The 14,668-nt window shown below is 29.7% G+C and carries 14 protein-coding genes; all 14 read right to left on the bottom strand.

The genetic code is table 11. The annotated features are described in order from the left end of the window. Window positions 1-6: 6 nt before the first annotated feature. The gene (locus tag ACJJV4_RS14975) at window positions 7-1,542 is read right to left on the bottom strand and encodes a glycosyltransferase family 2 protein (protein ID WP_405295878.1); all 1,536 of its coding nucleotides are present in this window, start codon (window positions 1,540-1,542) and stop codon (window positions 7-9) included. Further along, window positions 1,539-2,684, bottom strand: a complete 1,146-nt coding sequence (locus tag ACJJV4_RS14970; protein WP_405295876.1) for a glycosyltransferase family 4 protein — start codon at window positions 2,682-2,684, stop codon at window positions 1,539-1,541. The genes ACJJV4_RS14975 and ACJJV4_RS14970 overlap by 4 nt, the downstream gene beginning before the upstream one ends. Next, window positions 2,684-4,075 (bottom strand): CDP-glycerol glycerophosphotransferase family protein, encoded by a 1,392-nt coding sequence (locus ACJJV4_RS14965; RefSeq protein ID WP_405295874.1) that lies wholly within the window; start codon window positions 4,073-4,075, stop codon window positions 2,684-2,686. Before ACJJV4_RS14965 ends, ACJJV4_RS14970 begins: the two co-directional genes overlap by 1 nt. A gap of 119 nt (window positions 4,076-4,194) precedes the next feature. Next, a complete protein-coding gene (locus ACJJV4_RS14960; RefSeq protein ID WP_405295872.1) occupies window positions 4,195-5,070 on the bottom strand; it encodes an N-acetylneuraminate synthase family protein in 876 nt (291 codons plus the stop codon). Window positions 5,071-5,079: 9 nt separating this feature from the next. Next, entirely contained in the window at window positions 5,080-6,234 is a 1,155-nt protein-coding gene (locus ACJJV4_RS14955) for a cytidylyltransferase domain-containing protein (RefSeq protein ID WP_405295869.1), read from the bottom strand. Between the two features lie 99 nt (window positions 6,235-6,333). Further along, window positions 6,334-7,146, bottom strand: coding sequence for a polysaccharide pyruvyl transferase family protein (locus ACJJV4_RS14950; protein ID WP_405295867.1), 813 nt, complete (start codon window positions 7,144-7,146; stop codon window positions 6,334-6,336). Beyond that, entirely contained in the window at window positions 7,147-7,935 is a 789-nt protein-coding gene (locus ACJJV4_RS14945; protein ID WP_405295865.1) for a glycosyltransferase, read from the bottom strand. 4 nt (window positions 7,936-7,939) lie between these two features. Continuing rightward, entirely contained in the window at window positions 7,940-9,025 is a 1,086-nt protein-coding gene (locus tag ACJJV4_RS14940) for a glycosyltransferase family 2 protein (RefSeq protein ID WP_405295863.1), read from the bottom strand. 253 nt (window positions 9,026-9,278) lie between these two features. Continuing rightward, window positions 9,279-10,301 (bottom strand): glycosyltransferase family A protein, encoded by a 1,023-nt coding sequence (locus tag ACJJV4_RS14935; protein WP_405295861.1) that lies wholly within the window; start codon window positions 10,299-10,301, stop codon window positions 9,279-9,281. A 1-nt stretch (window position 10,302) separates the two neighbouring features. Then, complete coding sequence (locus ACJJV4_RS14930; RefSeq protein ID WP_405295859.1) at window positions 10,303-10,980, bottom strand: FkbM family methyltransferase; 678 nt, start codon at window positions 10,978-10,980, stop codon at window positions 10,303-10,305. A gap of 9 nt (window positions 10,981-10,989) precedes the next feature. Further along, window positions 10,990-11,820: a glycosyltransferase family 2 protein gene (locus ACJJV4_RS14925; protein ID WP_405295857.1), complete on the bottom strand. Its 831-nt coding sequence runs from the start codon at window positions 11,818-11,820 to the stop codon at window positions 10,990-10,992. After that, window positions 11,810-12,814, bottom strand: a complete 1,005-nt coding sequence (locus tag ACJJV4_RS14920) for a glycosyltransferase family 2 protein (RefSeq protein WP_405295855.1) — start codon at window positions 12,812-12,814, stop codon at window positions 11,810-11,812. Before ACJJV4_RS14920 ends, ACJJV4_RS14925 begins: the two co-directional genes overlap by 11 nt. After that, window positions 12,807-13,847: a hypothetical protein gene (locus tag ACJJV4_RS14915; RefSeq protein WP_405295853.1), complete on the bottom strand. Its 1,041-nt coding sequence runs from the start codon at window positions 13,845-13,847 to the stop codon at window positions 12,807-12,809. Before ACJJV4_RS14915 ends, ACJJV4_RS14920 begins: the two co-directional genes overlap by 8 nt. Next, the gene (locus ACJJV4_RS14910) at window positions 13,840-14,664 is read right to left on the bottom strand and encodes a hypothetical protein (RefSeq protein ID WP_405295851.1); all 825 of its coding nucleotides are present in this window, start codon (window positions 14,662-14,664) and stop codon (window positions 13,840-13,842) included. The genes ACJJV4_RS14915 and ACJJV4_RS14910 overlap by 8 nt, the downstream gene beginning before the upstream one ends. Window positions 14,665-14,668 lie beyond the last annotated feature (4 nt).

Here is a 14,668-nt window from a genome sequence, read left to right as displayed (position 1 = left end):
TCCCTTTTAATTTAATTGATGACTCCAAAATTGACTACGCTGCCATTGTTTATTAAAATGTTTAATATAAGTCATCGGATTTTTAATAGCACTATGTTTATAACTGCGTAAACCTAACAATAATTTATAACCTAATAATTGATGGTCTGTAAAATAGGTTTGATATAACAATTGTATGGTTGGTGATGGTTTAGGCTGAATAGCATCGTCAGCCCAGCGTTGTTTAATTATAGTACGATAACCACCAATTGGTGCTTTTAAATGCGTAATTTTTATATGCGGTACAAAAATAACGTCATATCCTTTATTTCTTAATTGCATTCCAAAATCACTATCCTCTCCAAAACCAAACTCAAATGCACTATTAAACACTGTAGCTTTTAAAGCTTCTCTTTTTACAAGACTACAACCCGAGCCAAAAATACTGGTTTGTTGCAATCTAAAAAAAACTTGCTTTTGATTAGGCAACAAGCATAAATAATTTAAAATAGAAATCCCAAATTGATTAATAGTTTTAAAAGAGTGTTCTAATAAATATTTATCAAATCTAATATCATCATCTGCAAAAAACACCCATTCACTTTGCACTTCAGACAACGCAATATTACGGGCATTAACGACACCAGGTTGATGTGTAAAGGTATGTTTTATAGTAAATGGCCAATCTTCAGTCTTTAAATAAAATAATTCAGATACGGATCCTGACAAAGTGTTTTGTTCAACTATAATAACATTTTTAGGCAACAGCGTTTGTGAGGCTAAATCTTTTAAAACATCATATAAATATTCTTTTCTCCCTATCGTTGGGATAATCACATCTATCGCTTTCTTTTCAAGAATTAATTTAGTAGATTCTACGACTACTCCTTCTAAATTTAAATCTTGTGACAACCGTTTAAAAAATAAACTTTTTAGCAAAGGAAATAGCACTATTTTCTTTTCATACACAAAATAACACATTGATAAAAAAAACACCCAAACCCATTTATAATGTTGTTTCACAAATAGAAACAAATCGGATGTTGAAGCCTTTGGCGTTTCAATCAACACCGAAGTATTTGTTTTTAACAATTTAGGTTCTGAGTAACAGAACAAACCATTGACCATAGCTCGCTTGGCTAAGGAAATTAAAAAATAATCGAAGCTTACTTTAGGATTCAACTGATTTACTAAAGAATTAATAACACTAGAATTTACACCTCCAATATTACTACTTGTTACCCAAGTAGGATAACTTACTGTTTTATTTATTTTTAAGTAAAATTCTCGATCGACATATCCTATTTGATTTGGTAAGTAATTTAACTCGGATGGATTATAACTAGCCAATATCCGTTTATGATGAAAAATGTAATGTAAAAGATCAGTATTAAGACTATTTACAAAAGCTTTGTGGCACCAAATAATTAGGGTCTCTGGAAATTGTTTTGCCACAGCGATCAAAGCAGTGGCAATATGTTTATCAAGAGACACATCCATTGGCTCTAAACCAGCATTTAAAAGTGCTACGACTTTGTTGTTCTCATGGACTAAAATTATCATTCAATAACTGTTTTATAGTATGCTATATTAGTTTCCGCAATAGTATTAATATCAAAAGTAGTTTCTACTTTTTCTCTTGCTGCGCTTCCTATTTTCAAACAGAAGTCTTGGTCATTAAAAAGGTGTAATATGCGTTGACTAAACAGTTCAATATTTGAAGGATGTACTAAATATCCATTAACACCATCATCAATTAACTCTTTGGCCCAACCAATACTAGTATTAACGACTGGTTTTTGCAAGGCCATGCTCTCTATAGTCACCATACCTAAGGTTTCTGCAAAACTTGGAAAGGTACACACATGCGCTTTTTTCATATGACCTTGCACCTCAGCATAAGGTATTTTACCCAGATAACTAACATTAGCTCTGGCCTGATCTGAAAATATGACCTGCATTAAGGCATAGGTCGAAGCACTTCCTGTTTGTATATCTCCAGAGTCTCCACCGATCAATTTAAGCTGAATCTGTGGTCTTTTTTCTACAATTTTATTAAAAATTTCTGCTAATTCTAAAACTCCCTTTTTTCGTATAATCGTCCCTATATATAATAGTGTTTGCGGCTCATAATTCTCTGGAGTCTCATTATTAAATTGATTTAATTGCAAACCATAATGAATAGTTTTTATTTTCTTTCGGTTTAAACCAAAAATCTTAGCAGTCTCTTCCCCTGCAAATGTTGTTGGTGCAATATAAGCGGAAGCAGACTTCAAAGCTTTTTTTTCAAAAATAAAATTTTTAAATTTTTGTCGCCTTTTATCCAATTTACAAAAATAAGCATCACTACCATGAAAGCGTATTACTAATGGTACTTTTAATCGCATAAAAGCTGTGATACCAGTCCAATCTGGAGCTTCTACAAGGGTAATGTTTTCTTTTACAGTTATAGCATTAACATAATTTTGAAGTTGTTTTCTGTAAAAATACCACGACAATAATCTATACTTTTTTTTAGCTATTAAATGAATCGTTACACCTTCATCATTAATAACAGCATCCTCTTTTTGATGATAGACAAAAACCGTAACACTAATTCCTTTTTGCACTAAAGTTTCTGCAAGATTTTTAATACTTGTAGCTATACCTGCAGCATGCGTAACCTTTGGGTGAGGATATTCGGAAGTAATATAAGCTATGTGCATTATGAAATTTGTTTGAGTACTTTCCAAATATTTTCAGAAGCTTTTGTAGGCCTTTCACCAACAATAACCTCATACCATTTTTTCCCTTCTTCAACATTAGATAATTGTCCATCTAAAATTTGTTTGACTAGGGCTTCTAAGTCGTTCTTATCGGTACAAAATACAGCTGCTTCAGGACTTGGCATACTCCTAAAGTGTACGTACTTGTAATTTTGCCCTATATCTCTAATACCCTTTTTAAGTTGTGGTTGCTCATAATTATAATAAATACATGGTTTATCGTGAGCTACAAAATCAAAAACAGTTGAAGAACAGACGTTAGTGACAAACTCCGAATGCTCGCAAACATTATACAACATTTTAAAATCTTCTTTTGCAGGTAACACCTGATTCCACTGACTCCCTACTTGTTTCCATATAGGGTTTAAAACTTCAATAATATCTTTATTATCTTCAATTACTGCATTGTATCTATCTGTAAAATCTACAGGACACTTTCTGTAAATAATGCCAAGATTTTCACCTTTTGCATTTAGACGTCTAACAGCATTTGCTAAATCTTCTAAATAATATTGATCTAAAGGCGACGTGGTTTCGTCATCTCCAGAATAACAAATATATTTTTTATTAACGTCTAAATTATAGTGTTTAAAAAAGTCTGCTCGACTTTGTTTTAAGCTAGTATCATAATGTGGTTCAAATTGTGGCGTCCCTGTGACAAATACTTGAGACTCTTTTACAAAAGGATAATATTGTAACACTTCGCGCTTCATGTGGTCGCTCCAAACACAATAATAATCTGTATTAACGACCTGCATTGCCTTGGGAACATTATCCCAAGAATACACAAAAGCAACTGTAGGAATCCCTAAATCTTTAGCGGCTAATAAGGCACTAATAGATTGTGTGGCACGCTGCGTAGTACAGAAAATTAAATCTGGATTATGTAATTCTAATTGTGCTTTACAATAGGCATATTTAGGATTTTTACGCTCTAAATCATCTATTTTATGTCGTAGTTTTTCAATGCCTTTTTCTGAAGAGTATAAGCCTATCAATAGTTTAGTATACACACTTTTAAATGTGTTTTTAACCCCTTTATAGCTAAACGGAAACTTATACGTTGGATAGACGTCATCATTAAACTTGTCTCTAGACACATTTAATTCGGCTCGCTTTCTAGCACGAGAATATATAGGTGTTAATGGGTGTATCTGATGGTTATCTATTTTAACCTCCTTAAAGCCTAAATTGTCTTTTAAAGAAAAAACAGTATTGTTCCAATAGGTAATATCAAACCCCATCTGTTCTCCAACCGCTTTAAAATCAGTAAAAGCGAAGTTTCGTACACCAACACCATCGGGAAAAAACACAAACACCTTCTTTTTCATTCTTTAATACACTAATCTAATTATAGCTAATTTCTTTTGACTTCTAATTTATCTAAAGTCTTATTTTTTTTCAGCTTTTCCCTTTTCTCCTTTGCATTATACCCAAAACAAACTACACGCTACCCCTTTTGATTCTTCAACTTATCACGTTGCACCTGCTCGATTGGTAAAATATCTTGAGACTTAAACGTTAGTGCCTTATGCACTGCCTTTAAATCTCTAGACAGCTTACGTAATCCCATAGGCTCTAAAGACGCCGCATGATCGGTCCCTTTCCAAGTTCTGTCTAAGGTATAATGACGCTCAATAATAGGAACTCCTAAAGTATAAGCAGCAACATCGACTGCAATACCTAAATGGTGACCAGAAAACCCAATATGCTTTACCTCTCCACTATAGCGTTCCAATAATAAATTAATATCTAATAAGCAGACATCTTCAAAAGGCACAGGATATCCAGAAGTACAATTATACAAGACTAAATCTTTATTTCTCTTGTGTGTTTTAAATAGCTGTACTAAATCTTCAATCTCATCTTTAGTAGTCATTCCAGTTGAGATATGAATGTCTCCTTGATAATGTTGACACAACCACTCTAACATTTTTACATTGTTATTACAAGCTGATGGTATTTTTATAAATTTTGGATGTAACGAAGCTATTTCTTTAGCAGAAGTGACATCCCAAACAGAGGTTGAATAATCAATACCTATAGATTCACAAAAACCTTTTAACTCTTGGTGTTGGTTAACATCAAACTCTAAATACTCACGATGTGCGCCATAGGTATTTCCATAAGAGTTCGTAGGATTTGGATGCGGACTATTATATTGTGCTTCTGTTAATAATTCTTTATTGTGACGCTTTTGAAACTTCACAGCATCCACGTTACAAAAGATTTTAGCCATTTGAATTAACTCTTTAGCGATTTGCATATCACCTTTATGGTTACAACCAATTTCGGCTATGATGTAGGGTTTACTGTATGTATTCATTATGTATCCTTAATATCTTTTGTTATAATTTTTAATAAAATAGCAAGCTTCTCTGATAGCACCTGCTCCTGATGGTTTTGACAATACAACATCAGCGTTGGTTTTAATTTCTGTCATCGCATTTTGAGGAGCAAAAGACCAGCCTACGCTGCAAATATTGGCCATATCATTAACATCGTCTCCAACATAAGCAACATTATTTAAAGAAAAATTTTGCTGTATAGATAGGGTTTTAAGTAACGTATATTTGTCTTTAACACCTAAAAACACTTGTTTAATTTGAAGTTTTTCCATCCGTTTAGCAACCAATTCGGACTGTTCACTTGTCATGATCATGACTTCTATCCCAAACTGTCTTAAAATCTCTAATCCCATACCATCTCGCATATCAAAGCTTTTAGTATGTTCTCCATCTTTAGTGTAAGTTATCGTTCCATCTGTAAAGACACCATCAACATCAAGTACTAAATGCGTGATCTTCTCAGCTTTTTTTAATTGCTTTTGACGTTCGATCAATAAGTTTTCTACAACAATCCAATCGGACTCGCTATCAATTTCTTGCAAACTATCTTCAGACATTTTTACAATGCCTATATTTTGTCCTAATCGGTTTTTATTATTTTGCAATACTTGTTTAGTACACGTGTAAACGGCTCCGTTTTCTATTAATAACCCTTCAAAATCTTGACGTCTTGGGCGATTATTGTAATCATAATTAATGGGAGTTCCGTTTGCATTCCATAAAAAACGATGCGTATTAACAACGGTTAATGCAGAATCTTTACCATCTGCAACAGTATCTAAACAATTATTTATATCCAATGCTGTAGTAAATGGCGACGTTGCTTGTAATAGGCAAAACACATCAAAATCGTAATCTATTTGTGTTGCAAATTCTAACATGGCACTTTCTGTAGAGGCTGTATCTGTTGCACTTGCATCACTACGTAAAACCGCTTTTACTTTGTTTGTATAATGGTATTCCTTAGCGATAAAATCAATAATAGATTGATCGTCTGTATAGATATACACTAGGTCTAAATCTGAGTGTAACGCTTCTCCTAAAACCCATGTATACAATGGTCTTCCAACCATTTTTCGTTTATTTTTACCGACAATACCTTTAGAGCCTTTTCGCAAGGGAATGAAGCCTATTTTTTTCATATATTGAAACTCGTTTTTCATATAATTAATCGCTAAAATACAGTTTTTAAGGATGAAAGTATATAAATTAAAGATAAAATGAAATTTGACATATTTGTATTATACAGGACAAACTTCAATTAGCCCTTTCTTAATTTGATCTACAATAACCTTGCTTGGTAAAGTTTCTACTTCTTCAAAAAGTGTTATTAGAGTATTTAAATCAAATCCTTTGTTGAAAATAGGCAATTGGTAAGCATTAATTTTTACAGATTCAAAATAATCCTGAAATTTTATATCATCGCCATAAAGATTATTAGAAAATTTTTGCCAGACTGCCGGTATACCATAAGCATGCGCTAAGATCACACCATGCAATGATGACGAAATTATTTTTTTACAACTTAAGATTTCATCTGTAGTATGCTCTATTGACAACGTCATTAAATCAATTATTTTTACTCCTGAAATATCATTAAATTGATCCTTTATAAGTTTAAAATCTGTGTAATGTGGTATAATACCATAATCAAATTTTTTCTCAATAACAGGAGAATAATAATCAGGTAATAGTAATGCAGGATCACCATAAATCTCAGGGACACTATAGCCTTTTTCAATCAAAAATTGTCTTGTTTGAGGACCTCGTACCGCCAAAAAAGTAGCATTTTCTACAGTATCCTTTTTTGATATTATTCCACTCCCCCAAACGACACAGCGCTTATTAACATTTGATAAGATACTACCTATAGTTACCAATACTTTTTTTGAATCAAAAAAATGCGTTTTTTTTGTGTGTTTAAATACGACTACTCGATTCGATATTTTTTCTATTAAATACTTACCTAATAGATCTCCATAATTCTCTTTTTTCTTGTGCATTAAATACACCTCACTCCACCAAAATAATGGTATTTTTTTATTCGTAAACATTTATAAGTCTTTTAATTTTGTTGGCTTTTTAATAACAAATTTTAATGCAAGCATAAATTTAATAAAGATGTAATAAGTATCTAAAAACAAGTTTTTAAACAACCTAACAAAAGAAATAACTAGAAATCCACAAGCATTTTTAAAACTGGGCCCCTCTTGCCACAGTTGATAATTACCAATCAAATCATTTTTATACCTAAATAATTCTTGTTTTTTAGTACGTTTTATTTCATAACTAAAAATCGCTGGAACAAATTCAATCCTATAGCCATTTTTGATGACACGCTTAGACCATTCTTTATCTTCAAAAGTAGCTACATCATTGTTAAAAGGATGAAACTTCCAAATCTCTTTATTGAAAGCAGAACCTGAAAATATTAATCCAGACTTATTTGGATCTTCTTTTGATGAAACATTATTAATATAATTTCTGTAATCATTAGGACTATGCAAGCAGCGTAGACCAGCTAAATCATTTCTATTATCAAATTTAGATTTAATTAATTTAAAAAAATCATGACTTACTGGATAAGAATGTGCACTAAAAAAAACTACAATATTAAAATTAGCACACTTGGCACCTAAGTTAGCACTACTACCATAGCTAAACTTTTCTATTGTGATAAAACGTGCGTCATATTTTTTTGCGACTTGTTCACTATCATCCGATGAAAGATTATCAATGACTATTATTTCGCCAATATCATTAATATAACGCTCAGTTAAATTTTTTAGTAAAAACGTAAGTGCTTTATCTTGATTTTTATTTCTTATAACTACTGATATCATTAGTTTAATTTACTTTGATTGATAAATTAATAGATTTTAAGTTGTCTTCAATTTGGTACGTATAACTGTAATAATGATAAAAGTTAACAATATGTAATAACACAAGATCATTTATTTCTTTTAAACTATAAATTTTTTGAGACTGCTGTTTAAATTTTAATACTTGTTTTAATTGTTTTTTTAATTGAGCGGTATTTTTATTTTTTTTAAACTGAAAATGATGAACACCTGATTTTAAATTTGCTAATTGCTGAAAAACAAAATAATTGACCTCGGTAGACAAATTATTAATAACTTGAATTTGCGATTTACTTTGTAATTCTTTAAAATCTATTTCACTTATTACCTCTCCCCAATTACTATTATTTACTTTAGTTACCTTATTATCTACAGCTTGCTTTAAATGTAATTGATTGAATTGCACTATACCTTTTACCTGTAATGATAATGTTAAATGATTGACTTCTTTATTACGATAAGTTTTATGCCATTTGTGCAACATTACTAAACCTTTATCATAATAGTTAAGCTTATATCCTGCGTTAACTAATCGCACATGAAAGTCTGTATCTTCACTTCCCCAAAAGTGATATATTTCATCAAATCCGTTTATTGTTTGTGCTTGCTTTGTTGGGCATAACGTTAAGCCTGTTGCCTCTTTATTACTTTCAAATTTAACTTTATACTCACTAAACTCTTTCTCTTTTATAGATTCTGTTTCACTTAAAAAACCAACTTTAAAATACCATACTTCCCGTGTTTCAGATAGTTTTTTTGTAATTTTTATAAAACATGGATGAAAAATCATATCAATATCCGCTACAAAAAAGTAATCAGTGTCCAGTAATTTAACAACACTATTTAATGCTTTAGACTTGTTCCAAGGTTGATATTCTGTAAAACAGTAAAAATACTTTACAAAAGTATAATCTTCTAGAAGATCTTTAACTTGACGGGCATGATCTATAGGAGAACCATAATCAACAAAATAGACAAGAAAATCTTTATTAGTTTGTTTAAATAATGAATTAAGACTAAAACGTATACGTTCTAAATCTCGTTCACGATATGGATATATTATGGATAGCATTAATTATTTTTATTTTTTAAAAACATAAATATTTTGTTTGCGTCAAGCTTTTTTTCTATTAATTCAAAAGTTTTTTTTTGAAAATATTAATAATTTCTAAATTGGTATACTCATTGACCCAACCATTAATTTTTATAACATCTGACTATTTCAATTGTGCGTTTCGATTGGTTATAAAACGACGTCGCTTTCATTTGATATGATTCTCTATAACTTTTATAATACTCACTATTTATAAAATTAAAAACTTAGTTTAAATAAAATTTTTTATTTGTGCTTTCGAAAGTCCTTTTCTTAAATAAAAAAACATTCTTAATTTTTTTAAAGATATTACTTTTTTAAAAAGTATATTTTTAATATAATTTTTAAAAAGCTGCTTCTTTATTGGCTTTAAATAAACAAGCCCCTCTTGTTTTTCTTGATCTTTTAGATTATCAAACACTCTATACATCCATTGTTCTGTGGTATTACCCATATGAAAGGCATAATTATCCTCTGTTGCCAATCGGTAACCATCAAAAAATAATGGAGGTTGATCTAAATATACGCCTTCGCTGCTACCTCCTAATTTGTAATTAGTATTTTGTTTAGGTATGACACCAAACACTTCTCTTCTATAAGTTACTGCACAATGATTGCAGCCTACTACCGCTTTACTATTATTTTTAGCCGAAATTGTCAAGATAACATCTTTCCATTTTTCATCCAGTCTCGACCAACCTATACTTTTTGCGAAAAGCGTTAAGGCTTCAGGATTTGCTACTTTAGTAAATTGAAGTTTTTTTGAAAAAAAATAATCAAATAAAATATTTGAAGTGTAATGGTTTTGGGTTCTAAAAACGGGGATTGGACTAACAGCTGCTGCTTTAGGAAAATTATGAAAAACAGTCATAACTTTTTCTTCCCAATTGTTATCAAATAAAATATCTGCATCACTAATAGTTATAATTTTTTCTTCACAGGTTCTTAAAACTTTTAATATACTATTAAGCTTACCTATTGCATCACGTTCTATAACTAATTCATTAATAATTTCTTGTTGGTACAAATCCATTAATTTTTCATTAATTTGATTGCTAGAACCATTGCTTATTACTGAAATTTTAAGTTTTGAATGTGATGTTTTTTGTAAAGATTTGATGCACAAATTAAAAATAGTAAAGGCCTCTTTATAATAATCCTTTTCATGAGGAATATATAATGGTATAATGACCCTATGCTGACTAGAATTAATATTTATTAATTGTTCTTTTGAAGTGTTTTCTCCTTTCCTCATTTTAATTTGAAATTAAAAATAGATTACCAAGATTTTGGTTAATTATTGATTTACCTAATAACCTATAATCTTTAGCTTCTAAATATTTTACAATTTCAGAATCTATATCCTCTTTAATCGGTAAATCTGTCTCTATTACTATTACTTTGGGGCGATACAAATTCCAATCATTAGTTTTTAAAACTTCTAAATCTAAACCCTCTACATCAATATCAAAAAAATCTAAGCGATCTGTACTACTTATGTGTTTGCCCAAAATCTCTTTTAAAGAATACACTGGTACTTCTATTTTTTTTACAATTTTAGACGTAAGATTATTCCTTTCGATAAAATCACTACTAAAAGTATTAATTGAGCTTTCTGAAAACATATAATACTCCATGCTTGAGTCTGATTTTCCAACACCTGCATTAACGAAGATATCTTTGGGCCTCATCTTACTATATAACTCTTTTAATTCTGGGTTTGGATCTATACAAATACCTTTCCATTTTCTTAAGTAAAAAAAGTATGTGTTTGAAGCTTTTTTAGGATGCCAAGACCCTACATCCACATAAACACCTGGAGTGCTATTATTTATAAGTTTCATAAGCTGCAAATCGTCTCCAGCTCTTGCAAAACTGATATTTAATTTAGCTCCTAAAAAATCAATAAGTTTTGTTTTAATTTTCTTTTTCATTGCATGACTTTAATTCTGGCTTTTAAAAAGAGTCCTTAGCTTGTGATATGTTTTAAAGATAAAATTATTTTTTGCTTTTTTATTGAATTCTTCAAGCAATAGATAATCATTATACAATAGAATGAAATTAGGATAATACTTATCGTACAAATCTATATGTTTTTTATAAACATAATCATATAACGATTCATAAAAGTCTTTATCCTTATAAAACCTATTAGATAATGAATGATCTTCATGCTTTCTATAATAATACAAAACCTTATCAATTTGGTAATGTTCTCCTCCATTTTTTAATGCTGAAATCCAAAAGTCCCAATCTTCAAATGATTTTAAATTTTCATCATAACCTCCAACACGATCAAATGTTTCTTTTTTATATATAGAACAAGCTATAAAACAATTTCTAGTTAATAGTCTTTTAAACGAGTATTCTGGTAGTTCTAGAATATTGTTTTTAGTTCCAAATAACTGGACTTTTACTGTTAAAACTTCTATTTTTTTATTGTCAGATAAAATACTAACTGCTTTTTTTAGATAATCTTCATGCAATTTATCGTCTGCATCAAAAGGAAAAACATATTCTGTTTTACATAATTTAATTCCTGCATTTCTTGCACTAGATAAGCCTCCATTTTCTTTTTCAAGATACTTAAAACGATCATCCTTTTCTAACCAAATCTGCGCTATAGCTTTTGTGTTATCTGTACTACCATCATTAACTATTATACATTCCCAATTAGTATAAGTTTGATTTTGCACCGTTAGTAATGCTTCGTCTAAAAAATTAGCTTGATTATAACACGGTACTACAAAAGTTATAAATGCTTTATCTGTCATAGTTAAGTCCATTTTTTAATGCTTTAGATAATTTATGTACACCTAACCCCGTTTTTGTCTGTAAATTATACTTGATAATTAGTTTATATATTTTCAGCAGTAATAATTCTTTAATCGTAAACAATTTAGAATTTTTAATTAAAACCTCAATCTGTTGTACTTCTACTTTTAATTCCTGTTGAGAAGGATAAATATGCTTGAATAAAAATAACATTATAAAACGTCTAAATTGTTTTTTCTGAATACTATTTAAAAATGGTTTTGTCAAGTATTTTTCAAAAAATAAATTTGAAGCATTGATTACTATTTGATTGTGTTCAATAGTAGTTTTACCGTTTGTATTAGATCTATAATAAGTATCAATTGCACTTAATCTAATACACTTTAAATTATTTTGTAATAAGATTTGGATATGAAAATCTACATCTTGCAACCTTGGTAATGATTCATCAAATGAAACATTTACTATTGTTTCTCTTTTCCACAACACACTCATTATAGTCCAAGGTAATTCGTATCTTAAAAATAGATTTAAATATTGTTCTGCTGTATAATTTTCCGGATATCTGCATATTGCCTTATCTAAAAACACGCCATCACTATAAAAAGAAGTGTTTGCAATTACGAAGTCTAAATCATGATTTTTATCAAATTCCTTAACTCTATTTTCTAGGCAGTATTTATTTAATATATCATCAGCGTCAAGAAATATAACATATATACCTTGACTATTTTCAATTCCAACATTTCTGCAAGCATTTGCTCCTTTTTCTCTAAAACCTGGCCTTTTTAAATAACTAAACTTAGGATTAATTGAACACCATTTTTCTATGATTTTTACAGTATTATCTGTACTATCATCATCGATAATAAAGCATTCCCAATCTGTATAAGTTTGATTTAAAACAGAAGTTAATGTTTCAATTATATGATTTGCATTATTATAACATGGTATAATTATAGATACTAAACTATTTTTATAAATGTTAGTCATTTAAAAGGGAATTATAAAGTTGATTATGCTTGCCTGCTACCATATATGGAGTACATATTGTGTTTGCATATTCAAAATTTTGTTTTTCAGTAGCTGTACCCACAAGAAAATTTGCTTCTAGCATGGATTTAGCAATAGACTGAATATTATTTGGTTCAAAAACAGGATTATTAAGATCCCTTAAAATCTGACCAATATTTCCAATATTTGGACCAATAACGACTTTAGAAAATGAAAAACCCATATATATAACACCTGAATTTAATGTATTTATCCTTGGTGAAATAATAATATCTGCAGCATTAAAATAATATTTTAAATCACTATTTAAAACACGCTTTCTCCTGAATAGTATATGTTGTTGTTTATATATGTATTTTTCGACATTATATTGTATTCTAGCTAGTGGCTTTTTTCTAAACGATGGTTTTTTATTGAAACGTAACGAATTACAAATTAGTAGATAATCCTTTTTTGGTTTTATCTTTTTAAAAGCTTTTATTATTTGCTCTTCTTCATTTACATCCCTTATAACCCCAAAACTTAATAATAAATTCCCTTCTAATGGAACATTTAGGTACTGCTTTGCTTCTTTTTTATTGACTACTTCAACAAGGTTTGAATAATTAACATGAGGTATGATTACATTATTTCTATTATCGAATTCTTTTAAACTATACGCTCCCAAATGTATAACTGCATCTACATTTTTATAAGCAATAGAATACAGTACTTCACCTAAAGGTTGTATACGATGTGGCAACTTATTATGCTTTGTTATAACAATTTTAGCTCCTTTTGTTTTCCAATACGAAAACTGCTTTTTTAGATCTGATAAATTATTTTCTGTTATTTCAGACCAGTTAAATAATTCTTCTAACCATTGAATATGAATAATATCAAAAGTGTCACTAGACTTCCAAAACCCATCAACATCACATAAAACCTCGTGTGTTTTATTTAATTCATCAACTATACTTTTCACATAAGTATTCGGAGAATTATAATCAGATGTCATAAGTATTTTACACATTTTTATACTTCATTTTAAACTGATCAACAGCTTCTTTCATTTTTTTGTCTATTGTTTTTACAACCTTGTCTGATGACAATATAAACCTATTATTTTTAAACTTCAACCGCATCATTACTAGTGCAAACCATTGTTTTGGTTTTGATAATTCTTGATTAAAATTAAAATCAAAACTATGTATTGATGGGTCTTTAATTTCAACACTCCCTAACCAATCATTCCATTTTAATTCTGAAGTTAAAGCAGATTCATGACCATGTTTAGAAAATTTTACACGCATCCAAGGTACACGATAAATATCTGCCAAAATTGCACCATGCATTGCTGCCGCTAAGATATTTTCAGATTGATTAATTTCTTCGATTACTTTTTCAACAGGTTGTGTTGGCATAATAACATGAATACCGGTAAACTTCTCAAATAACTTCCAATTAAATTGATACGCATGTCTAAAATATGGAATAATGGAAGTCTTATATTTTTTAGTATAACTTTTTTCTGGTAACAGCCTTAACGCATAAGCTGCATCTGTGATATAATTAGAATTATTAGTAAGCCTACTAGAAATTGGTCCTCTAACAAAACTAATCTCTAAATTTGATATTTCATTAATATCAAAATCAAAATCTCTAACGCCACTACCAAAAACTAGTTTAGCATTATCGCTATTTATTCTAGTATCCAGTATAGAGCCAATCCCAATAAAATCAAGATCTTTTTTGTAAGAAGAAAAATCTCCAAACAACTGTTCCCATAGCCAAGGATTTAAATCATCCCCAAAATTCCCAATATCTGACTTAAAATAAATAATATTCATGTCT

Origin of the sequence: Algibacter sp. Ld11 (genome assembly GCF_045066735.1) — a bacterium.
Taxonomy (GTDB): Bacteria; Bacteroidota; Bacteroidia; order Flavobacteriales; family Flavobacteriaceae; genus Algibacter.
Note: the sequence above shows the minus strand (reverse complement) of the source record. Positions and strands in the feature narration are given on the sequence as shown.

Excerpts from the sequence above, each read along its gene's own strand:
- ACJJV4_RS14925 (WP_405295857.1), bottom strand. The coding sequence starts at position 11,820 with ATGACAGATAAAGCATTTATAACTTTTGTAGTACCGTGTTATAATCAA.
- ACJJV4_RS14920 (WP_405295855.1), bottom strand. The coding sequence starts at position 12,814 with ATGACTAACATTTATAAAAATAGTTTAGTATCTATAATTATACCATGT.
- ACJJV4_RS14910 (WP_405295851.1), bottom strand. The coding sequence starts at position 14,664 with ATGAATATTATTTATTTTAAGTCAGATATTGGGAATTTTGGGGATGAT.
- ACJJV4_RS14960 (WP_405295872.1), bottom strand. The coding sequence starts at position 5,070 with ATGAATACATACAGTAAACCCTACATCATAGCCGAAATTGGTTGTAAC.
- ACJJV4_RS14975 (WP_405295878.1), bottom strand. The coding sequence starts at position 1,542 with ATGATAATTTTAGTCCATGAGAACAACAAAGTCGTAGCACTTTTAAAT.
- ACJJV4_RS14915 (WP_405295853.1), bottom strand. The coding sequence starts at position 13,847 with ATGTGTAAAATACTTATGACATCTGATTATAATTCTCCGAATACTTAT.
- ACJJV4_RS14965 (WP_405295874.1), bottom strand. The coding sequence starts at position 4,075 with ATGAAAAAGAAGGTGTTTGTGTTTTTTCCCGATGGTGTTGGTGTACGA.
- ACJJV4_RS14945 (WP_405295865.1), bottom strand. The coding sequence starts at position 7,935 with ATGATATCAGTAGTTATAAGAAATAAAAATCAAGATAAAGCACTTACG.
- ACJJV4_RS14940 (WP_405295863.1), bottom strand. The coding sequence starts at position 9,025 with ATGCTATCCATAATATATCCATATCGTGAACGAGATTTAGAACGTATA.
- ACJJV4_RS14935 (WP_405295861.1), bottom strand. The coding sequence starts at position 10,301 with ATGAGGAAAGGAGAAAACACTTCAAAAGAACAATTAATAAATATTAAT.
- ACJJV4_RS14955 (WP_405295869.1), bottom strand. The coding sequence starts at position 6,234 with ATGAAAAAAATAGGCTTCATTCCCTTGCGAAAAGGCTCTAAAGGTATT.
- ACJJV4_RS14930 (WP_405295859.1), bottom strand. The coding sequence starts at position 10,980 with ATGAAAAAGAAAATTAAAACAAAACTTATTGATTTTTTAGGAGCTAAA.
- ACJJV4_RS14970 (WP_405295876.1), bottom strand. The coding sequence starts at position 2,684 with ATGCACATAGCTTATATTACTTCCGAATATCCTCACCCAAAGGTTACG.
- ACJJV4_RS14950 (WP_405295867.1), bottom strand. The coding sequence starts at position 7,146 with ATGTTTACGAATAAAAAAATACCATTATTTTGGTGGAGTGAGGTGTAT.